The following is a 21585-nucleotide window of genomic DNA, read 5'->3' as shown; positions in this document are numbered from 1 at the left end:
CGCGCCCAGGTCACTCTCAACATATCTGCCAACCTACAAGGATCGAACTTGAAAATGTCGCCACTGGTGCCGAGTCGCAAACTGCACATCCTGCCCATCGGCCAACGCTTGCCGGACCATCTCAGCCTCTTCACGTGATAACCGCCGCCCACCGGCCACCAGCAAGGCACCAGTCACCGGGTCCACACTTAGGAGGTCGCCCCCACTGGCTGGGGCTGTGGACGGACCCCCGGAGAAGGGTTGAGCGCACCTCGTTGTGGTGGTGCCCCAGGAGCCACCTGTGGACGTGATGCGCCCTGTACTGGCCCCTGTGGCTGTGGTCGTGGTGCTGGAACTTGCGGCTGTGGACGCCGTGGTGCAGCACTGGCACCTTGACCGATCACACTCACTTGAGCTTGAGCGCCGGGGGCTTTTTGCTTATTGCGTTCCAGGTCCATATCGACCACCGCCAGGAACACCGACGCCAACGGAATAATCGAGAGCACAATATAGGTCGCCACGATCAACACCCCTTGTTGTCCTTCTGGTGCTGAATGTATCCAAGCCGCATGCTGGATCACATCCGCTGCTTGCGCATAATTGGCGAAGATTTCGACCAGTTCCACCACCAGACAAATCGGGATATAGGCCCAAAATGGTTCTTTTTTCATCAGGCGATAGGCGAGGCCGCGACTGACAAAGTAGCCCAGGATACCAAAGCCCGCAGCCGCCGCCCAGGTCACATAGGGCTGAAGCATATCAGCCCCGGTTGTGGTATCCAGTGGAGAGAAAATCCAACGGATCGCATGTGCAGAGACCACCGAGAACACAAACGACACCATGCGCAAGACCACGTGTTCTGCACCCCGTATCCAGGCTTCTTGCTGCCCTCTGGCCTGTTGCCATAATTTCATAGGCACCTCCTACTTAAGCAGTCACCTGCGCAAAACGGCAGACGAGTGTCAAGAACGAGCCTTTACCCTTAATCTTGACCACATCAAAATTCAAGGTGGTCATGGTCGCAGGCAGATTCGCACGCAGCCGATTGACCACTTCATCACACTGCTCAGGCGTCGCATTCATCTGACGCAACTGCTTCAACTCTTCAAGCTCAGCAAAACCGCCAGAGAACTGGCATTCGTATTTCTCAAAGGTATCGCCATCAATGACGGTCAGTTTGACCGAATGGCCTTGACGCGGTGCACCCGTCATCTGATCATAAAAAGTGCTCTCAAGCACGTCAGCATTTAACACAATCGCATTCATATTCATGGGCAACCTCCAATCAGTCATCACCTCGACTGCAATTCATCATGTTGTCTGTATGTAAAAATGTGCGTACGTACAGAGTTCGGGCCACATCCCCACCACACTCTGTTCTTACGCACCCCAACTACCCGCCTACCCCGCCATGTATCCGGCCCGCCAACCACTGATCATTTATTTACCCAACTGCCTCATCAATCATCCGCTGAAATCGCTGCTCCCACGCACGAACCACATCCCCCGTCGGATCATCCCACCACATCTGCAACGCCTGCCCACATCCAGGACAACACGACACGATCAAACCCGGCTCATCCCTCACCCCATCCCGATAGTTGACCATCACCTTGCCACCAAGCACCGTTTGCACATACGACCACAGGCGATAACCACACGCATGCCGCATCCACTTGCCACGACTCATAGCCACCCCCTACGGAATATGGAGATGACCTAACCACACATACGCACACGCCAGAGCCACCACAGTCAGCAGACTAATTCCAACCATACGCAGACGACGCACACCAAAGGCGAACAAAATGCCGAGTACCAACAGAATCGCAAAAATGTAGACAGTATTCATAGGCCGACTCCTTCCCGCCTGCTCCCAGGCGTCACAACAACACCAACATATCCTAATGGCTTGCCGTATACACCACGACACCACATTCACTGACCTCAGACCGCTGCCAGCAGCCCACACACCGACGACCACGCAAGACAAAATGATGATCCTTGTGCAGTTCCACACCACATTCCACGCACTGAACCGTTCGAGACAAATGATACTCATGTGAGTACTGATTGACTGGTTGACCAAGACGACGGCGCATTCCATGCATAGGCCACCTCCTCACAGACTGATAGACCGCTCCACAGGAAATTCATAGGTAATGCCACTCTGGCACAGGATCACATCGTGCAACCACATCTCACGCTCTTGAGAGCGCACATACACCTCCGCCGCCAGGTTGATGCCATAGCGGCGCATCACCGCAGACACCGCGCCACTCACAGAAACCGCCATTTCTTCCGTTGAGACATCTGGCTCGACATCCAGCAACGAAGGAGAACAGAAAACATGGACCTGTAATACTTGTGCCCGCAAAATCGCCATTAGCTCACCACCTCAACATCAGCCACGCCAAAGTGCAGGGTAGACCAACAAGCGCGGCAGCGGCCACCAAACCGACGTATTACATGAGTGATCCGAAGTTCACGACCACAATCCTGGCACTGGGCCGCGTGAAATGATACACGAGCATGCTTCGGCTGTTTGACATACTCAAGTTCCGTCCGACGAATATCTCGACTCATAGGCCACCTCCTACATACTCAAACCTTACGGCTTGCCATTTAAACGATAACATTTTACACACTCACAAAGTTCACATTCACATTCGATGCTTTAATAATACCTGAGAAAATCCAGCTTGTCAATTAATTCACATTCACATTATTGATATTAATGAAATCTTAATGTTCACACTATTGATTGCTTGCCTATTTCACATTGACACTGTATAATCTTAAAAGTAGCACTGGAAGCACATAGAGAAAAGGAGGCCTGAAATGGTGCAATTAAGTGATAGGTATTACAGCGGTAGAGAGGTGCAAAGGAAACTTGCAATCACAGAGCCAGCATTAAGAAACCTGGTTAACCAAAGAAAACTCAGAAAGATCACTCCCCCAGGAAGAAAGACTGGCGTTTATCTCAAAGAAGAAGTGGACACATACGCAGAGAAGTGGCTCGCATTTCTCACAGCAGAAGAGCCACCAAAAACCAATTTCGCGATAGCACAAGAAGAAGATATGGAAACTGTGTATCAAATCTCAAAAAGAGCCATTTCACCAAACACGATGAGCAGCCAACTACGACAAAGCTGGTTGAGGAAAAACCCAGAAAGCTGTTATGTGGTTAAGCATGGGGATAAGGTTGTCGCCTTCTTCCATCTACTCCCTTTAAAGCATGAAACCTTGATGGATTTTATGAACGGTAAAATTCGTGGGTGGGAAATAGACGCAGAGAATGTTGAAGCGTTCGAGCCAGGAAAAGCAGTTGAATGTCTTGCCATTATCGCCAGTGAGCCTGATGTCGATGCGACAACGAGAAAACACTATGTTCGCGTTTTAATTAGAGGTCTTACTAATGAGCTGGGTAAGTTGGGGAGGAGAGGTGTTATCTTATCCAAAGTCTATGCAACAAGCGAAACACCCACAGGCATCGCAATGGCTTTACATGTCGGTATGGAACAATTTGGAAATAAGTTAGGTAAGAGACTCACATTTGTGCTAGATCCAAACACATCAAAATCATTCCTCGTAGACGAATACAAGCGGGGCGTTAAAGAATGGCAAAAGTTTCATCATAAGTAATCTCACAGTAGTCTATAACTAACACGAAAACCATTCCTAATTGAAAGTTTTAAATTGAAAAGCACCTCACTTATTGTTTAAATGAGGTGCTTTTCAATTATACTTTTAATTAGCAGTTCAAGAGCTAAAAAATTAGAGCAATCTATGTCCCTAGAATAAGGTAGCTTGTGCCACTTCTAGTTCTTTGCCTTTGACTATCTCCGTGACAAATAGTGCTTTAAAAATAGCCATTCCAACTGCTTCAGCCAATAATGGCGGTACGGCATTACCAATTTGAGCATATTGTTTTGATCGTGGTCCAGTAAAGTCGAAGGTATCTGGAAATGATTGCAAGCGAGCAGATTCACGTACAGTTAGGCGTCGAACATTATCGACAATCCCTAATCGGGGAACTCCACCATTCATCAAATGCTTATGATACTCAAGCAAAATACCGTCTGGGTCTAGAATATGAGTCCTATTTCCGCCTGCTGATGCTGGAATAGTAAGGCTTGGCTCATCCATATTAAGAGCTCTTCCTTGGCCATTGACATACAGACCGGCCCAAGGGCTGGGACGAAGTACTGGGTTTTTAGCATACGTTATAATTGCGTTATTTGGTATATCTGCTGGAACCCCATTTAGTGCTCTTCGTACTGTAACATAAGGTTCAGGCGCTTGAGGTCCATAAGTTGGGTTAGGAAATTTAAAAGGTGTTTTTTTAGGAACTCCAACAATAAAAATTCGTTCTCGATGCTGAGGTACACCATATGATGCCGCATCTAACACAGCCCAATGGACTGAATACCCTAATTGTTCTAGTTGGTTTATTGCTAGTAAAGCATATGTCCGATGTTTAGGAGTAATTAGGCCTCGGACATTCTCCATTAAAAATGCTTTAGGTTGAGCCTCCTTTACTGCCCTAATAAACTGTGGTAACATATCGCGTAAATCTTTTGCAGCCTCTTGCTTTCCCGCAACTGAAAAAGGCTGACATGGAGGACCACCTGCTAATAAATCGATACCCTGGAATTGCTTAAAATCTATCTCAGAGACATCGACATTCATAATAGTAGCATTAGGGAAATTTTGCTGATAAGTTTTAGTAGCATACTTATCAATTTCTAAGGCTGCTTCAACATTCCAACCAGCCATATGAAGGCCTAATGAAAGACCACCAGCCCCTGAAAAAATATCTATGGCTCTGGGTTGTATAGACTCATTCATAAGCACTCCTTGGACGACCAGTTTTTTATGAATCTCTAAAATATGACTGTCAGTCATATGTACATGATCAATGTACCATGATCATGTACATATGTCAAGAGGTTAAAAGCGTCCACTTCAAGTATAATCTGTTTTTGTTATCAACAAAATCATCAGAGTGAGGGGTGTGATGAACAACCCAAAAGGGCTATCTGCTGAAAAGCTAAATCAAGTACACAGCATTACAAATAACTTTACATCTCTGTTTGGTGAAGAAGTTAAATATAGAAGGCTAAGCCTCCAATTAACTCAAGCAGACCTTACACATCTTCTATGCGAATGTGGCATTGAAATTACCCAAAGCTACATTTCTCGATTAGAAGCAGGTAGTCGTAAGGATCCTAGCATAAAGCTAGTTTTGGCACTAGCAACAATCCTTTCTATCTCTTTGGACAAGATTGTTGCCTCTTCAGAGCATGATGAAAATTCGCATTGAACCAGGAAGGAGCTTACAGTGGATAAATTGCCGAGTCTATGGGGGGATGATGGAATTACCAACATACCCTCCTCTAAACCCCTCATCAAACAAAAAGCAAAAAAATTGAGCGCACAGCAACGGAATACTAGAGTTACAGAGTTAATGCAAGTATACTTTGATCGAGCTTCAAACAATAACTTTTTGCCATTGGATACTGCTTTGGAGGAGGATTTAAAAACGTTATTTTCTACTCACGTTTGGGGCTTTAGAGAAGTTATCATCACAATTGTGATGGCCCGTTTGCTTGATCCAGAATATCGAGCAAGCGAAGATTTCTATAAATGTAAACCTAGAAGTATATACGAACAGCCAATACGTTCCATTTTGCTTGAAAAAGAAATACCCCACAGGCAATCAGGCGTGTTAAATATTGCAAAAGCTGCACAAAAGATTAATGAACAGTGGGCAGCAGGAAAAGATCAAAAAAATGTTGCGGATGCCGTTGTTAGACTAGTCAAAAAAATTGAACAAATGCCACAAGAAGAGGTGGAAAATTTTGCGATCCATGTTCATGCATACTTTCTAAGAGAGCAAAAGGCATCCTCACTTCTAAAGGTAGAGGTTCAGCCTGAAGCAGATCCCGATTTTCTTTACAAAATTTGTAAGCAGCTCATTATGGAGGTTCCAGACGCAGGAAATACACCCCAGAGGATTGCGGGATATTTGCTGCAAGCTTACCATGAGGTGCTAGAAACAGGCATCATTGTTTCCGGTCATGAAGATAGTGCAAATACTACTAACAGAACGAGCAAAAAAGTAGGGGATATTGTAGAGGAAGGGTTTGATAATGATGGGACAAAAGTTACTCATAACATATACGAAGTGACTGTCAAGAAATTTGACGAACAACGGATAAGGGATGCGTTCTCATCAGTAAGCGAATTTGATAGAGAGAGCGGGACGGAAACAAAAGAGATCATCATTTTATGTAGACAGCAAGACATCCATCCAAGTATAATTGCCACAACTAATGCAAGTGGTTACTTCGGCAAATTAGAATATAATAGCTTAACATTCTACTATCAAGATATCTACGAGTGGGTATTATCACAGCTATTGAGAATGCCACCTGCCGCCCGCATAGATTTTTACACAAAGCTTGATGCTTATATTCAAAGAGCAAACACGTCTCCGAAGGTAAGAGTGCACTGGAAACACCTACACGAATAAATGCCGCAAAAAGTTAAGTCTATGCGATAAGCTCTTTGTTCCTAGCGGCGCCATCCAGCATAAAGATGTATTTATTCTCTGAGGAGAGGCTCTAACTTTAACCGTTAGGGCCTTTTGTATAAAGCATTATATACTTAACAGCAAGCCATTTTTTGTTTCCTAGCTAGGAAGCCTTAGTAAAAGTCAGTTATAACAGTCAGCCTTTTGTATGAGAATGACGCTAGTTACGAACTATATAAATTTATATGTTATATTTAAACCTGGTATTGTAACTCTTAACAAGTGAAACATGCAAATTGGCAGCCACCAACAAGAAGGAAGGAGAGAGTAGATGAATAGCCAAAATGAAAATGCTGCGGATGTCTTAATGCGTAGTTATTTTGAAAAACTTCAGCAAGATGTACGCGTGCTTAGAGCTGAAGTCGAAAGAATAGAGCAGCAGTTAGCATTAATACAGAATAATCCAGGGGAAATACATCGCCTACCTTATCGCAAAATTATTGATCAAGCATTACAAACATATCATCACGCTGAGGCATTCAAAGAAGTTTTCAATAATCGAGCCTAGTTTCTGTTCTAAAGAAGCACCTGCCTTGAAGAGAATACTTGGGGCAGGTGTTAGGTTTATTTAGCGATAGCAAACCCTAGCTTATGAAAAATAGCTATACAACAGAAACTATTGTTGTTTTGTCTAACGTTTATGCTCCTTGCACAAGCCACAAACGATAATTCGAAAATGCAATCAGACGTAGATGTACGAAGTATTATTGACTTCGCATACACAGCACAATATAATCTTAAGCATAGCTAATTCACATATAACTATCTTTATATCGTAAAGTGAAATCATTGTTCTTACCTTGTATAATATTCACTTGTAGCCGCAAATAGGAACGCTTAAAGTAACGACGCATCCTACTTCATCAAATAGTATTCTGAAACAGATGGTAACTCTCTGTAGAAAGAGATCCGTAAAACAGATAATGGATCAAAACAATAACACACAACGCATAAATATCAGACCTGGAGTAAGCATTTTATCTGTCCTCCGCCACTTGAACTATAAGCCATGGTTTGCGTTGGCTGAGTTCGTTGATAATTCCTTACAAAGCTTTTTTGACTATCGACAAGAACTCGAGGAAGTTAGTGATAAGCAATTCAAACTAAAAATTAGTATTGAGCTAGATCCGGCAGATGAGGGACAGATAATCATAAGGGATAATGCCGCAGGAATACACATGAAAGATTTTACAAGAGCATTTCGGCCAGCAGCAATTCCACCTAATCAAAATGGGTTGTCAGAATTTGGTATGGGAATGAAAAGCGCCGCTTGCTGGTTTGCAGATCAGTGGACAGTAAGGACATCAGCCCTCAACGAAGAGACAGAAAGGCTTATAACTTTCGATATCGGAAAAATTGTCCATGATGACATAGAGGAATTAACCGCTCAATCACAAATGGCTAGATCAGATACCCATTATACCGAAATTACCCTTTCTAAGCTACATAAAAAGCCACAGAAACGTACTATTGCAAAAATAAAGGAACACCTTGCAAGCATCTACAGAATTTTCATCAGAGAGAATGTTTTAGAGTTACGTTTCAATGGTGAATTGTTAACGTATACTGATCCTGTGATTCTATCTGCCCCTTTTTACAAAAACCTTCATGAATCACCTAGATTATGGAAGAAAAACCTGGATTTCGATTTTGGATTAGGACTTCGGGTATATGGTTTTGCAGCATTAAGAGAGAGGGGGAGTACTTCAAGTGCAGGATTTGGGTTATTTAGACGTGATCGCATCATTGAGGGAAGCGCTGATGAAGGTTATCGCCCAGAATATATTTTTGGTCATCACAATAGTTTTGTTTATCAAAGACTATTCGGCGAGTTGCACATCGAGGGATTCGAGGTTAGCCACACAAAAGACGGATTTAGATGGGAGGAACATGAAGAAATCTTCCTTGAATATCTAAAAAAAGCACTTAATGAAGAACCTTTACCTCTACTAGACCAGGCAGAAGGCCATAGAACGCGCCCCAAACCCCAAGAAATCATACCAGGAGCTGAGGTTGCCACAGCCAGAACTGCGGATGTCATAGAGAAAGAGATACCTCAAGTTCTTGAGCAACAGATTAAGGCTCTACCTGATACGCAAAACCCTCCTATATCTTTGCCTTCTGTAACGAAAGCCTCTCAAAGGGTGATAAACATAGAACTTAATGGCAACCAATGGCAGATCATACTCGAATTATCAAATGACCCATCTGTCGGCGACTGGGTAAGTATTTATGATCAGTTGATTGCCGAAATCGATCTATTCGGAAGCAGTATTCGCCGGCTTGGAGTTCGTTTGGCGTTAGCACATCCATTCACTGAGAGCTTTGGCGGTGTTGAGTCAGCACGTATTGAACCCTTACTACGTATTGCAGTAGCTATAGCTTTGGCAGAAACTTCTGCACGTGATAGTGGAGTAAAAATGGCAGGAACAATAAGGCGCAATATTAACGAGTTGCTAAGAAACGCATTATTCAAGATAGATTAACAAAGTAGAAAAGGGGAAGAGTATTTCATGAGCGATTTTCTAGCCTCAGAAATTATTGGTATAACTTCACAATCTCTTAATCAGTTTGCCCGTTGGCGTCCTTATGTTGGATCTGAAACTCTAAAGCTATTGAATAAGTTGGAAATACCTAAAGAAGGGAAAGAAACTATCCTAAAGGAAGCCATATCTATACTAAGTCGCTGTACCCCTCCAACGCAGACAGAGGACGACGTGACAGGTTTAGTGGTTGGGTATGTACAAAGTGGAAAAACGATGTCGTTTACAACCGTTTCGTCACTCGCTTTAGATAACCGCTATCAAATAATCATTGTGATTACTGGTATTTCTGCTCCTCTATTTAGACAATCTACCCAAAGATTACAACAAGACCTTGAGCTAAATACAAGATCCGATCGTAAGTGGCAACACTTCTCTAACCCATCATTAAAAGGTAGGGCTGATCAGACTATTAGAGATATTCTAGGAGATTGGAAAGATCCTACTGTACCAATATTAGAACAACAGACAGTATTAATAACCGTAATGAAAAATCATAGACATTTGAAAAACCTCATCCAAGTTCTTTCAAAACTCGACCTCCAACGAGTACCAACAATTGTGATAGATGATGAAGCAGATCAGGCAGGTTTAAATACGCTTGTAAAAGATGGAGAGGAGAGCACCACATACCAACGTCTGCTCCATTTGAAAGCAAGTCTTCCTCATCATACTTTTCTACAATACACAGCTACACCACAAGCACCTTTACTAATTAACCTTATTGACATGTTGTCCCCAGATTTCGCAGAAGTACTCACTCCAGGTGCAGATTACGTCGGCGGTCAAGACTTTTTTTCAGAACCGAATAAACTTATCTCAGTTATCCCTGAGAGTGAAATTTCGACAAAACATAACGAAATTATTGAACCTTCAGAGAGCCTACTATATGCTATAAGAATCTTCCTTTTAGGTGTTGCAGCAGGTTTAGTCAAAGATGGCGGCAAAGGTAATAGATCTATGCTAGTTCATCCTTCGCTGAAAACAATGGGACACAAGCAGTATTATTCCTGGGTCATGCATGCAAAAGAACTCTGGAAAAGCATACTTGAACTCAATGAGCAAGATTTAGATCATAAAGACTTACTTAGTGATTTTCATGTTGCTTACCAAGATCTTCTAACCACTGTTTCAGATCTTCCCCCGTTTGAAAGTCTTACTCATCGTTTGTTACATGCTGTCCGCAGAACACGAGTGGAAGAAGTCAACTCAACCAGAGGCAAAACACCACAAATAGACTGGAAAGCAAATTACTCTTACATATTAGTAGGAGGCCAGGCAATGGATAGGGGATTTACAATAGAAGGGCTGACTGTTACGTACATGTCGAGAGGTATAGGCGTGGGGAATGCCGATACTGTTCAACAAAGGGCACGCTTCTTTGGATATAAAAAGAGTTATCTTGGTTACTGCCGAGTATTTCTAGAAAATGTTGTTCGAGACTCCTATCATCATTATGTAGAACACGAAGAGGATATTCGGCGACAACTACTGATTCATCGAGATACGGGAAAGCCTCTCTCAGAGTGGAAACGAGCGTTTTTTCTTACTCCAATGCTAAAGCCAACTCGCGATAATGTATTAGATTTAGATTATATGCGGGGGAATTTCAGTGATGATTGGTATGCTCCCAAAGCACCGCACGAATCAGAACAAGCAACTCAAAACAATCGTATAGCAGTAGAACAATTCTTGGCTGGAATAAGAGAAAAAATGCAACCAGACGTAGGACACGAGGGCCGAACAGATATGCAGCGCCATTTGATGGCCGATTGTATACCGCTTAAGATGGCTTATATAGAACTGCTCACCCAACTTAGAATTGCAAAACCGAGCGACTCACAAAAATTCGTAGGTCTTATGATCCAGATTAAAAACTATCTTGAAACTCATCCCAACGATACGTGCCGAGTATATGTGCTGAGCCGTGGAAAGAATCCCTCTGCCATCCGAGAAAGGTCTGAAGATGCAAAAAAAGGAGAAATACCAACACTATTCCAAGGCGCATATCCAGATCGCTTTGGTAAAATCTACCCAGGAGATCGAAATATTCATGCAGAAAATGAACTAACTATCCATATTCAGTATTTGCGAGTACTTGAAGAAGGGACAAAAAACGTCGTTGCAGATAATGTCCCTGCGATTACGGTATGGGTACCGCGCAAAATGTCATCTCCCTGGTATAGCCAAGAACCAGCTTCCATTAAAGGGCAAATATATGAATAATAGTTCAGAACAAACGCCTCAGGAGCGTTCTAACAAAGTGATTTCTCTGATGAATAACTTTTTAGAGAAAGCTAAACACGAGAACTACCACCATTTAGACAAAGACACTTCAGATAAAGTAGAGCTAGTTTTTTTATCAGAAATTTGGGGATATCGAGAATTAATCCTAACTATAGTTATTGGCAGGCTATTAGATGAAGATTACAAAGCAAGCATTGAACTCCATAAATGCCATCCACGATCAATATATGAAGGGCCAATACGTTCCGTACTGAGTGAAAATAGTATTCCCCACAGACAATCGGGAATATTAAACATCGCAAAAGGAGCATATAGAATCGATGAACAATGGATCAGTGGCAAAAGAGATCCTATTGTTCCAAGCGCAATTGTTGAACTAGTAAAAAAGATAGATAAAATGCCAAAGGTAGATTTAGAGAACTTTGCTATTGTTATTCATGCCGAATTCTTAAAAATCAAATTGACAGCAATATCTGTGGCGCAAGACGACTATGAGCGCCTTTCTAGCCAAGAACCAACAAGTATCAGATTAATAAGACAATTGGACAGCTTATCAATAGGACACAGCACAGCATACCAATATCAACGCCTAATCTTCCAAATATTAAAATATCTATTTGAAGATACTTTAGTTGATGGAAAATTAGAAGAGCCAACTATCTTTTATACTGAAAGACGAGATATTATTTTTATAAATGAAGGAGAAAACTCATTTTGGCGACATGTACTGAACTACTATAAGGGTTACTTTGTAATGTTTGAAACTAAAAATGTTCAAGAGCTTACGATGAAAGATATTGATCAAGTGGCCACTTATATCGGCAAACACTTAGGCTCGATCGGTTTCCTTATTACAAGAAAACAACCAGGCCAAAACATAGTCCTTAAAACATACGCTGTGTGTAACCATAGTGGAGAAATCCCTCCAAAAACCATCTTAATTCTATCAGATAATGACATTAAACAGATGATTTCTCTCAAGCAGGAAGGACAAAACCCAAATATGTACATGAGGAATTTACTTAGAGAATTTGTCATAAAAATACAGTAGACCTATATTATTAGATATTAGATCCTTTACCCATCAATCAGAGAAATTACTCCATACAGCAAGTACAGCACCTAGACAAGTAAGAGTCGATAAACATAAGCAAACACAAATAAACCAAATTATTTTGGGCTTAAGAAGGATGAGAAGAAATAGCAAAAATAAAGGGGGCGAAACTCTCCACAGAAATCAAATGAATAACATATCTAGCAGCCACAAAACAGGGAGCAAAACGGTTCAACGCACGTTATGAACGTTCGATTCAATTGGACAAAATTAATAGGCTAAATCGTTTGAGAGGCCAATCGAGGCAGTTGGCAAGCCATTAGAAAATGGGCCTGTGGGTAGTTCAAATCCGCTCACCAATGACCAGGCTACAATAAGGCAGGTCTCGTTTTTTCTAGAAAGGCCTGTCTTATTTTGAGCCATCTATCGCCATATTAGCGGCATCTGTCAACTACTTCCGCTACATTAGGATACAGCAACGTGTACAGCGACCCGGACAAATAAGAGCCAATAAACATAAACAGCCATAAATAAGCCGCCTTATTTTGAGCGCATGAGGGACGAGAATAAACGGCAAAAAACAACAGGAGGCGAATCTCTCCACCGGCATAACCCCTCTTCTGGAGTCCATCGAGATCTATCCTGTGCTCAAATTCCCTCCCAAATTCTACTGGTTTCCACGAAAATCCCTGATCGTCTCCCCCTTTTCCTGTCAACTTTCCTGTCAGGATTCGGAGCGTGAGACATGCATAAATTAAGGTAAGAACACAGCCCACTATCAGCTAGCAGACAAACAAGAAAGCCGTCGCGAAAAGAGTAATCTTGCGACGGCCTTCTTGGCACCATATTTATGTTCACCTTTTCTATACACTATGATAGAAAAGGTGAACATTGTAGCAACACGAAAAAAAATCCTCTCCACTTTTATTCCTAATCCATTCTATTCGTATTAATTCAAAATACTTCGAGGGCATTTCCTAACTCAGAAGCCCTCCCATGTATGAGCTAAAACGCGTTTAGGAGAGCGGATGAGATCGGGGCGTCCAGCTTGCTGGGCAGCCAAAGCGACGATGATGGTAGCGGTGTAGGTGAGGGCGACCTGCCGAACCACCGTGGACCAGCCAGAAAGGGGAGGGCGTTGGAGGCGAATTAATCAGCTTAAGGCGGTGGACCTGAGCCTCGACCTGTCCCTGAGACCAGGGTTGATCAAGTCCAGCCCGCACGGCTTTTTCATCACGTTGTAGACCTCTTGCGAAACTGCGTATCTCTGCAGTTTCGCAGGCGAGAGCCTCCTGGAGTCATTGATCAAAGCCTGCCGAGACATGCTGGTTAAGCAGGCTCCTGAAGCGCTGTGCCAGTTCATACGCTGTGTTGAGTTCTCCATCATGAGATCGCAGCTTCTGCAACTGTTCTTGTTGCTTCTCTCGAAGGCGCTCATGGGGAAGATAACACCACCAGGCAACCTGCCGTGGTGTAGGAAGCGCATCGTTAGCGAGAGTTGGTTGAGTTCGCGTCACGGGCCCTGCGGTTGAGCGTTCTCCAATTTGTTGGCGCAGTTTCGTCACGTAGTTCACCACAATCGTCATACAGCCATCGTAGCCCTGAGAATGGATTTCCCGGTACAGTTCCAGCGAATTGCGACATCCATCCTCGAAAAAGCGGCTTCTCAAGTAGGACTTTCATGGACTCAGTTTCGGGGAAGGATGTTTGTGAATAGTCCGCTCTGGCGGCCCCTTGAGCAACCGGCGCACCCGTTGGCGGCCCATACGAAGATGATCGGCAATCTGACTCACAGTATGCCCCTGTTGCTGGAGTGCGATTACCTGCTCATAGGTTGCCATTTTTTCTGATAGGTGACTTCTCGTGCTGCATCATGGTATTTGAACGGAAGATCTTCATCAATGGGTACTGCTGGCACTGGGGTAAGAAGCTTCTGAATATCTGGAAAGCGTCTGCGCATGATGCGCTCCAGCGTTTCTGTAAGATTGTGTGCCAAATGATAGCGATCCACCACTTGAATGGCTTGTGGAGCAGCTTCTCGCGCTGCTTCTGCATATGGCCCTCCACGATCTCGACCAGCACCGGTACCTACGCTGGTCAACCAAGCACAGGTAGCACCAGCTATACCTATGACGGAAATGGCAACCTGAAGAGTATTACCTATGGCAGCGCTGGTCGTGGAGCACTCTCATTGCCCAGACGCATAGTTATAATGTTGCCAACCAGGATGTCAGTGGCAATGGAACAGCAACAGGCTCGACCCAAACCTATAGTTTCGGGTATACTGGAACTGACCAGACCCAACGTGTCAACAACAACGGCACCAGTACCGTGTATACCGGCCTAGGCCTGAGTAGCGAGAAAGTTGGAGGCAACACCACCGAATACGTCCGCTGTAGCTGTGGTCTGCTCAATAGTGAGCGCACCTCCGCGGGTAAGGTCTACTATTATCTCTTCGATGGACTCGGCTCCATCGTGGGCCTGACCGACAGTGCCGGCAACATGGCCGCCAGCTACGACTACGATCCTTTCGGCGCAATCGCTGGCAGCGTCATCCAAACCGGCGTCAACAGCCCCTGGCAGTATGCTGGCGGCTACGCGGACAGCTCCACTGGGCTGATCAAATTCGGCATTCGGTACTACGACCCGATCTTCGGGCGCTGGACCCAACGCACCCCCGTCGGCGGCAGCCTGCAGGAAACGCTGAAGGCCAATCCGTATGAGTATGCTGATGATAATCAAGTGAATGAGACTGATGTGAGTGGTGCTTGCACACCTGTGGAATTAGTTGCATATTTCATAGCTGATGCATCTGCTGTAATAGCTGCTACCATCGCTTTTGCTGCGCTCGCAGCAGTTCTTGCTCCCATATTAGCACCCGTACTAGCAGGTGGTGCACTTACAGCTGCGATTGCTGGAGAGGCAGCTACAGCAATTTTAGGAACTGCAGCTGGCTGGGGTCTCATTGGTTCAATTTTAGGAGGAGCTTCAGTTGCACTCTTTACCGGAGCTTGTTTGGCTAGTGTTCAAGATGGAGGTCGTTCATAAAGTAGGTTTTTTTTAACACACTGGATGTTGAGCATACAGACAAATGCATAATTAGTCCGCGAAATACATCTATCTTGTCATTTGTCGAGTTAATTTTCGCGTCCGACAAATATCTTTTCATTGATTTTTGATGCCTGGGAGGCAATACAGACATACTTTGACACATAAAATTTCTAGGTTGCGCTTGCAACTTTTTAACTCTGTAGATCTATAAAAAAGGACCTTTTTAACGGCTTGGAAATTTTATGTGTCAGAATATTCACGCCGCTCTCCAGGCGGAACCAGCATACAGAGCGAAATTTTATGTGGGCTCTGAGACATATTCGGTGTGCCTGTCGCGTAATTATGTGCTAGAATAGCATCAGTTCTCATCATTTCAGTCATCTGGAGGTATTTCCATTGATCTCTCCCCTGTTTTTGCATTTCCTTCAATGGTGCGTCTTGAGACTATCGAGGTCCAGAATCAGACCATCATTGTCCATCTTCATGCCATCTCGGCAAGTGCACTTTGCCCACGGTGTGGGACGCCTGGCTCTCGGGTCCATAGCCACTATCAGCGCACCATTGCCGATGTCGCCTTTGGCGGGCGATGCCTCGTGCTCAAGTTACGGGTGCGCAAGTGGATCTGTCGCGAGGTATCCTGTTCCCAACATATCTTTGCCGAGCGCTTCCCAGAGTTGGTCCAGCGCTACGCACGGATGATGGATCGGCTCGTCAACGCGCTTCAGACACTAGGAGTGACCACCAATGGAACCGATGCGGCTCGGATCGCTTCGTCCCTTGGCATGCCCACCACCGCCAAAACCATCATCCGTCGCGTCTTGCAGCTTCCCTTACCCAGCGAAGGCGAGGTCGTGAAGGTGGGAATAGACGAGTGGGCGTGGAAAAAAGGCCAGCGCTATGGAACCATTCTCGTGGACCTGGAAAAGCGACGGGTCGTGCAGTTGTTAGCCGAGCGTTCTGTCGAAACGAGTACCGCATGGTTGCGCACGCATCCCGAAATTGATCTCGTCTCACGCGATCGCGGCAAAATCTTTCGTGCAGCCGCCACGGACGGTGCTCCTCAGGCCAATCAGGTTGTCGATCGTTTTCACTTACAGAAGAACTTTGCCGAAGCGCTGGAGAAGTTCTTTCGTAAGCAAGAACGTGCGCTCAAAAAGGCGATACAAGGGATCATCGGCAAAACACGTCCGGCTGCGAGGACGGCAGTCCCTGAAAAAGTCGCACAAGAGCGGCAGGCGCGTCATCGCCAACAAGTACAATTGCATAAGCGGATCTGGAAACTGTATCGGCAAGGATGCCATAAAGAGCAGATTGCCCAGCTTGTCGGGGTCAGTTCGCGCAAAGTCTACCGTGTCCTTGAACAAGAAACGCCCCCGCCTCCGCGACGACGATCTCGCTCTTCTTCCATCGTTGATCCCTACCTTTCTTATCTGACTGCGAGATGGAACCAGGGGTGCCACAATGTCGCCAAGCTGTACGAGGAAATTGTCACTCGGGGATACACGGGGACGCAGCGCACGCTTCAGATGCGGCTTCGTCCTTTTCGTCAGAACGTCGCACGCCCTGTCTCCAAGCAGACAGTCATCTGGAATAAACCTCCTTCGTCCAGAGGTGTTGCGCTCATGATGATAAGGCCAGCACAAAACCGTACGAGAGAGCAAGCGGCTTATCTAGATCAGCTCATACAGTGCGACGTGAGCATTGCTCTCGTGTTTAAGCTTGCGCAGGACTTTGGTCGCCTCCTACGAAGACACGAGGGACGGATACATCTGGAGCAATGGAAAGCTGCTGTCCAAGCCAGTGGAATCGCGGAACTGATTACTTTTGTTGATGGACTGGCCGATGATGAGGAGGCAGTTGCCAAAGGATGCAGTCTGACCTGGAGCAATGGCATGGTCGAGGGATTTGTCAATAAAGTGAAATGGATCAAACGTAGTTCGTATGGGCAAGCAGGCTTTCCGCTGCTGCAACGCCGCGTGCTGCTCCATCCGACTGCGCATGCATCGTTGGGAAAGGATGAGAGAGAGCGCTCTCCTCGGGGCCAGCGTATCGAAAGGCGAAAGCTGTACTTTAAGGAGTCAGCATGACATGCACCTCTCTTTCTGTATTTGAAGAAAGGTTTGATCAATGGATATTCTACTTCCACCCTCCAGCGAGTCTTTTGAACAATTGAGTTGGTCAGAGATACAACCTTGGTATGAGGAATTAACAGCGACAACGCTCTCACAAGAGAGCGTGCCGTTCTGGCTCGCACAGTGGTCACGTCTGAGTGAACTGGTTGATGAAACATTGGCGAGACTGGAAATTGCTTGTACACAAAATACCGCAGACCAGGAGGTTGTCCAACGCAAACAACGCTTCCTGAATGATATTTCCCTTCCGGTGCAGTCGTATGACCAGCAGCTCAAACAGCAGTTGCTCGCCAGTGGTCTCTCTCCAGAAGGTTTTTCGATCCCCTTGCGTAATCTACGCACGGAGGTAGCACTGTTCCGTGAAACCAACCTGCCACTCCTGAATGAAGAGGAGAAGCTGAGTAACGAATACATGCAAGTGAATGGGGCGCAAATGGTCACTTGGGAAGGCAAAGAGGTGAGCGTCAATTCGTTACGACGTGTGTTGTTTGACCCAGAGAGACAGCGGCGTGAGCAGGCTTGGCACAGGATGAATGAGCGTCAACTTGCAGATCGAGAGCGACTCCACAGACTCTGGGTGGAAGAGATACAAGTGCGGCAGCAAATCGCTCACCATGCTGGCTATGACAACTATCGTGACTATCGCTGGCAACAGTTATTGCGTTTTGACTATACTCCGGCTGATTGCCAGCAGTTTCATGAGGCGGTTGAACAGGTGATCGTGCCAGCCGCTAGTCGCATCTGGGAGAAACGGCGTCAGAAACTGGAAGTGGATATCTTGCGTCCCTGGGATACGTGGGTTGATCCACAGGGAAGTGTTCCCCCACGTCAATTTTCCGATATACACGTGCTATTACAACAATGTACGACGCTGTTTGGGTATATTGATCCACACCTCCAATCCTATTTTGCAACGATGATTCAGGAGGGTCTCTGCGACCTGGAGGATCGGCCACAGAAAGCGAATCGAGGATATAACATGCATCTGGAAGCTCGTCGACGTCCCTTCATTTTTGGCCAGACGAAATCGCTGTGGGATGTGGTGACCATTTTTCATGAAGCAGGACATGCTTTTCAGGTTTTTGAGATGAGTCATCTTCCCTACATCCAACAACGGCAGGCAAATGCTCTCCCGTTAGAGTTCGCTGAAGTAGCTTCGACGACCATGGAGCTGCTAGGAGTAATGTATCTTCACCAATCAGGATTGTGTACGTTGGCTGAAGAAACAAGGCTTCGAATCCAACATTTCGAGCGCTTCGTGACACAGCTGTTCCCGCTTGCTGTTCGCGGCGATGCTTTCCAACATTGGGTCTACGAAAACCCTGAGCAGGCCATGGACCTGGATGCATGCGGTCAGAAATGGGTAGAACTCTCTCTTCGCTATGTCCCAGACATCGATTGGAGCGGTCTGGAGGCGCAGAGGTGGTCAGAATGGCAGCAGGTACGGCATTTTTATGGATGGCCATTCTACTATATTGAGTATGCCTTTGCAGCCTTGGGCGCCCTCCAGGTCTGGAACAACTATCTGCGTGATCCGCACACTTCGCTCCAACACTATCGTTACGCACTTTCTTTGGGAGCAACAAGAACCGTTCCAAAGCTTTTCGAGGCTGCTGGAGTCAAGTTTGCTTTTGATGCAGCGACCCTCCAGGGGATGCTGCAACCAATGATGCAAACCATTGAGAAACTGGAAAGAGAGGAGAATCAACGGACAACGCACCAGGGAAAAACGGAGTGATCTCCAGAAAACACCCGTAAATCTGCACAATTGTTCAGTCAGACAAGCATTTTTCCATCATGTGGGCTGACCACCTTTGTTCATAGGTGTCTCTCTGTCAAGGAGGCACACCGAAAGTGTCCAAGATCCTATATTCGTCGGAAAACTGAACCATTATTCGACAAACAACATATCTGTATGTTCAACATCTAGTAAGAACAGCAAATAGTTGTAAAATAAAATTTGCATGGGAAGAAAGGGTTATCATCATGCATGCTCCAGAACTGAAACCATGTCCTGAATGCGGAGGAGCACGTGTGCGAGTTTCATATTCAATGGGTGTTATTATGCTTGCACAGTTCAAAAGATCTGCATCATTTTTGGGGAAAAAGTCACGTACTTCATCTACTCAACCGGTTACTTGTACGTCTTGCGGATATACAGTAGTCTACGCCACTGAACCAAACAATCTTATTCCTGATAACTCATAATCTTGGCGGCATATTGTTCTCACTGGAGTTGGCACCAGCTGGTGCCGCTCCGAATGCTGGCAGTTTTTCTGGCTGATCTGGCGCCTCACTTTTTCCCCTTTGGTCAGCGCAGCACGGTAGGGGAGAGCCGGGTCGCAAGGGCATCTCTATCACAACACTATCATAGGAGTATCACCACGCGAGGTAGGCCCAGGATACGTGTAAAATTCGTAACTGTTCAGAAGGGGTGAACCGGATGACCAAGAAGGGCCTGTTCCAGTGTCGAAAGCAGCGGAATGCGTTGCTTACGGAGCGTGGAGAGGTAGCTGCGAATATGGCAAAAGCTCCTCACCCCTTCCTCCGTGCGGAAGCAACCAGAAATCTTCTGCTGGACGGATGACTCATGCGCAGGTCGCGCTCGGCCTGGTTGTTATCGAAGGGCACGGTCAAGTCCAGCAGGAAGCGAAGCACATCCCACTTGCGCTGGGCAAAGCGGTCCAGCAGATTACGTGCGGGGCTTTGCCTCGGTCGTCCCGTCATCCGCTTGTATTGGTCCGACTTCTTCGGTTTTACCGCGAGCGGATTGATCTGGTACCCAGCCTAGACAATCTGATCATAGCGCGTAAGCAAACCAGCAAGAACGGCTGTTTCCAGTTCCGGCTGGCCTCGGGCGCGAGCGTGCTCAACGGCCTCTTTCATGTCCAGCAGCAGCACCTTCATATCTTTTGCCCACGCTTGCTCGAGTTCCTCTTCGATAAAAGTCAGATCGCGCAAGTGATGCACGTTGCACAGCGCTTCGGTGAACCGATAGCCCTGGTAACTGGGGAGGGCATCATACACCGAGATGCCCGTGAACTGGGGAGTAATCCCAATCGCGTCCATGCCCTCGCGCCCCCGGCTCGCGTTTGCCCCGTCGTGGGTCAACTGCTCGGTTGCACAGACATGGACCCACCAACCGCTTGTGCCGACGCGCATTCCGGTCTCATCCTGACGGAGAACGTGGGCTTTCACCAACGCGGCTTTGAGGATGCTTTCCCACTCGGCCAGATGCTGATGACAACGGGTTACAAACCGAGCGATGGAAGCTCTGGAGAGCTGGACACCGAAAAGATCTTGGAGCAGCTGGCTGGCACGTGCATAGGAAACGACCTGACCGGCGACCAGATACGCCGCGAGGGTTTGAATGCCCGTCCCATATTGCGCTGCCGCAAGCACATTGGCAGGAAAGGAGGCACGGCTCAGATGCAAACAAGCTGGACACAGCTTCTCCTCAGCCTGATGCTCCGTGACCCACAGCCGTTTGGCAGGCAGATCGATGACCTGTCGGCGTTCAGCAATCCTTGCAGCACAGGCGTCGAGGTTCTGATGGCAGTGGGCACAGGACTCGACCCGATGGGTCACCATCTCATCTGGCGTCTCGACTTGGTGCAAGGCATGCCCTTCGTGCCCAGGTTGGCCTCCGGCCTTTTTGCCGCTCTTCTGGCGCAACGATTTGGGCACCCGCACAAAGCGATCAGAGGAGGGTGGCAAGTTGCTGTTGTGGCTGTCTTTGGCCTGTTGCCCCTCAAGTGTCTTGATACGCTCTTGTTGAAAGGCAACCACCCCTTCCAAATCCTTGACACGCTGTTGGAGGGATTCAATGGCATGGATCGCCTCCCGCAACCCCTCTCGCAAGGTCTGGTTGGTTGTTTGAAGCGCCTCATTCGCTTGTCGGAGGTGGTTCAGTTCTTCGTCCTTCGTCATGGGGCTACTCTAGCAGATTGGAGCGTATCTTTGCAACCACATAGCCCTACT

At 46.2% G+C, this 21585-nt stretch carries 23 protein-coding genes and 2 pseudogenes; 11 read left to right on the top strand and 14 right to left on the bottom strand.

Annotation, left to right across the window (positions count from 1 at the left end; genetic code table 11):
• Positions 1 to 33 precede the first annotated feature (33 nt).
• From EL633_RS36575 to EL633_RS17350, 8 genes are all read right to left on the bottom strand, one after another.
• Positions 34 to 186, bottom strand: a complete 153-nt coding sequence (locus EL633_RS36575; protein ID WP_161982208.1) for a hypothetical protein — start codon at positions 184 to 186, stop codon at positions 34 to 36.
• A gap of 2 nt (positions 187 to 188) precedes the next feature.
• On the bottom strand, positions 189 to 893 hold the full coding sequence (locus EL633_RS17375) for a hypothetical protein (protein ID WP_126628394.1): 705 nt from the start codon (positions 891 to 893) through the stop codon (positions 189 to 191).
• A 13-nt stretch (positions 894 to 906) separates the two neighbouring features.
• Entirely contained in the window at positions 907 to 1251 is a 345-nt protein-coding gene (locus tag EL633_RS17370; protein WP_126628393.1) for a hypothetical protein, read from the bottom strand.
• 172 nt (positions 1252 to 1423) lie between these two features.
• A complete protein-coding gene (locus EL633_RS17365) occupies positions 1424 to 1669 on the bottom strand; it encodes a hypothetical protein (protein WP_126628392.1) in 246 nt (81 codons plus the stop codon).
• A gap of 9 nt (positions 1670 to 1678) precedes the next feature.
• Positions 1679 to 1831 carry a hypothetical protein gene (locus tag EL633_RS36570; RefSeq protein WP_161982207.1) on the bottom strand — a complete coding sequence of 51 codons (153 nt, stop codon included), beginning with the start codon at positions 1829 to 1831 and terminating at the stop codon, positions 1679 to 1681.
• A gap of 52 nt (positions 1832 to 1883) precedes the next feature.
• A complete protein-coding gene (locus EL633_RS17360; RefSeq protein ID WP_126628391.1) occupies positions 1884 to 2090 on the bottom strand; it encodes a hypothetical protein in 207 nt (68 codons plus the stop codon).
• 11 nt (positions 2091 to 2101) lie between these two features.
• A complete protein-coding gene (locus EL633_RS17355; protein ID WP_126628390.1) occupies positions 2102 to 2365 on the bottom strand; it encodes a hypothetical protein in 264 nt (87 codons plus the stop codon).
• Entirely contained in the window at positions 2365 to 2565 is a 201-nt protein-coding gene (locus tag EL633_RS17350) for a hypothetical protein (RefSeq protein ID WP_126628389.1), read from the bottom strand. The genes EL633_RS17355 and EL633_RS17350 overlap by 1 nt, the downstream gene beginning before the upstream one ends.
• A 255-nt stretch (positions 2566 to 2820) precedes the next feature.
• Here EL633_RS17350 and EL633_RS17345 point away from each other — a divergent pair, with 255 nt between their 5' ends.
• A complete protein-coding gene (locus tag EL633_RS17345) occupies positions 2821 to 3624 on the top strand; it encodes a hypothetical protein (protein ID WP_126628388.1) in 804 nt (267 codons plus the stop codon).
• A gap of 150 nt (positions 3625 to 3774) precedes the next feature.
• Here EL633_RS17345 and EL633_RS17340 read toward each other — a convergent pair whose 3' ends face one another.
• Positions 3775 to 4830: a DNA cytosine methyltransferase gene (locus EL633_RS17340; protein ID WP_126628387.1), complete on the bottom strand. Its 1056-nt coding sequence runs from the start codon at positions 4828 to 4830 to the stop codon at positions 3775 to 3777.
• Positions 4831 to 4999: 169 nt separating this feature from the next.
• Here EL633_RS17340 and EL633_RS17335 point away from each other — a divergent pair, with 169 nt between their 5' ends.
• The 6 genes from EL633_RS17335 (at position 5000) to EL633_RS17310 (ending at position 12418) form a co-directional block, all read left to right on the top strand.
• On the top strand, positions 5000 to 5305 hold the full coding sequence (locus EL633_RS17335) for a helix-turn-helix domain-containing protein (RefSeq protein WP_126628386.1): 306 nt from the start codon (positions 5000 to 5002) through the stop codon (positions 5303 to 5305).
• 18 nt (positions 5306 to 5323) lie between these two features.
• Entirely contained in the window at positions 5324 to 6517 is a 1194-nt protein-coding gene (locus EL633_RS17330; protein ID WP_126628385.1) for a hypothetical protein, read from the top strand.
• 331 nt (positions 6518 to 6848) lie between these two features.
• Positions 6849 to 7085, top strand: coding sequence for a hypothetical protein (locus tag EL633_RS17325; protein WP_126628384.1), 237 nt, complete (start codon positions 6849 to 6851; stop codon positions 7083 to 7085).
• A 415-nt stretch (positions 7086 to 7500) separates the two neighbouring features.
• Positions 7501 to 9063, top strand: a complete 1563-nt coding sequence (locus EL633_RS17320; protein ID WP_126628383.1) for an ATP-binding protein — start codon at positions 7501 to 7503, stop codon at positions 9061 to 9063.
• 27 nt (positions 9064 to 9090) lie between these two features.
• Complete coding sequence (locus EL633_RS17315; protein ID WP_126628382.1) at positions 9091 to 11346, top strand: Z1 domain-containing protein; 2256 nt, start codon at positions 9091 to 9093, stop codon at positions 11344 to 11346.
• Entirely contained in the window at positions 11339 to 12418 is a 1080-nt protein-coding gene (locus tag EL633_RS17310; RefSeq protein WP_126628381.1) for a hypothetical protein, read from the top strand. Before EL633_RS17315 ends, EL633_RS17310 begins: the two co-directional genes overlap by 8 nt.
• Before the next feature lie 1019 nt (positions 12419 to 13437).
• Here EL633_RS17310 and EL633_RS17305 read toward each other — a convergent pair.
• The 4 genes from EL633_RS17305 to EL633_RS38160 all read right to left on the bottom strand — a co-directional run bounded on the left by EL633_RS17305 (position 13438) and on the right by EL633_RS38160 (position 14432).
• Positions 13438 to 13644, bottom strand: a complete 207-nt coding sequence (locus tag EL633_RS17305) for a hypothetical protein (RefSeq protein ID WP_126628380.1) — start codon at positions 13642 to 13644, stop codon at positions 13438 to 13440.
• A 75-nt stretch (positions 13645 to 13719) separates the two neighbouring features.
• Complete coding sequence (locus EL633_RS17300; RefSeq protein WP_126628379.1) at positions 13720 to 14091, bottom strand: transposase; 372 nt, start codon at positions 14089 to 14091, stop codon at positions 13720 to 13722.
• A 9-nt stretch (positions 14092 to 14100) separates the two neighbouring features.
• A complete protein-coding gene (locus EL633_RS17295) occupies positions 14101 to 14262 on the bottom strand; it encodes a helix-turn-helix domain-containing protein (protein WP_126628378.1) in 162 nt (53 codons plus the stop codon).
• On the bottom strand, positions 14241 to 14432 hold the full coding sequence (locus EL633_RS38160; RefSeq protein WP_371865562.1) for a hypothetical protein: 192 nt from the start codon (positions 14430 to 14432) through the stop codon (positions 14241 to 14243). Before EL633_RS38160 ends, EL633_RS17295 begins: the two co-directional genes overlap by 22 nt.
• A gap of 320 nt (positions 14433 to 14752) precedes the next feature.
• Between EL633_RS38160 and EL633_RS38400 the strand changes: the two are divergent.
• The 4 genes and pseudogenes from EL633_RS38400 to EL633_RS17275 all read left to right on the top strand — a co-directional run.
• A pseudogene (locus tag EL633_RS38400) lies at positions 14753 to 15127 on the top strand (RHS repeat domain-containing protein); the annotation flags it as partial.
• A gap of 36 nt (positions 15128 to 15163) precedes the next feature.
• The gene (locus EL633_RS37510) at positions 15164 to 15469 is read left to right on the top strand and encodes a hypothetical protein (protein ID WP_246039157.1); all 306 of its coding nucleotides are present in this window, start codon (positions 15164 to 15166) and stop codon (positions 15467 to 15469) included.
• Between the two features lie 431 nt (positions 15470 to 15900).
• Positions 15901 to 17559 (top strand): ISL3 family transposase, encoded by a 1659-nt coding sequence (locus EL633_RS17280; RefSeq protein ID WP_246039156.1) that lies wholly within the window; start codon positions 15901 to 15903, stop codon positions 17557 to 17559.
• A 40-nt stretch (positions 17560 to 17599) separates the two neighbouring features.
• Complete coding sequence (locus EL633_RS17275) at positions 17600 to 19342, top strand: M3 family oligoendopeptidase (protein ID WP_126628376.1); 1743 nt, start codon at positions 17600 to 17602, stop codon at positions 19340 to 19342.
• Between the two features lie 797 nt (positions 19343 to 20139).
• Here EL633_RS17275 and tnpC read toward each other — a convergent pair.
• Positions 20140 to 21534, bottom strand: a pseudogene (gene tnpC / locus EL633_RS17265) (IS66 family transposase).
• Positions 21535 to 21585 lie beyond the last annotated feature (51 nt).

The sequence above is a fragment of the Dictyobacter alpinus genome, from assembly GCF_003967575.1.
GTDB lineage: Bacteria > Chloroflexota > Ktedonobacteria > Ktedonobacterales > Ktedonobacteraceae > Dictyobacter > Dictyobacter alpinus.
The sequence above is the reverse complement of the archived record's forward strand: the minus strand, read 5'-3'. Positions and strand labels throughout refer to the sequence as shown.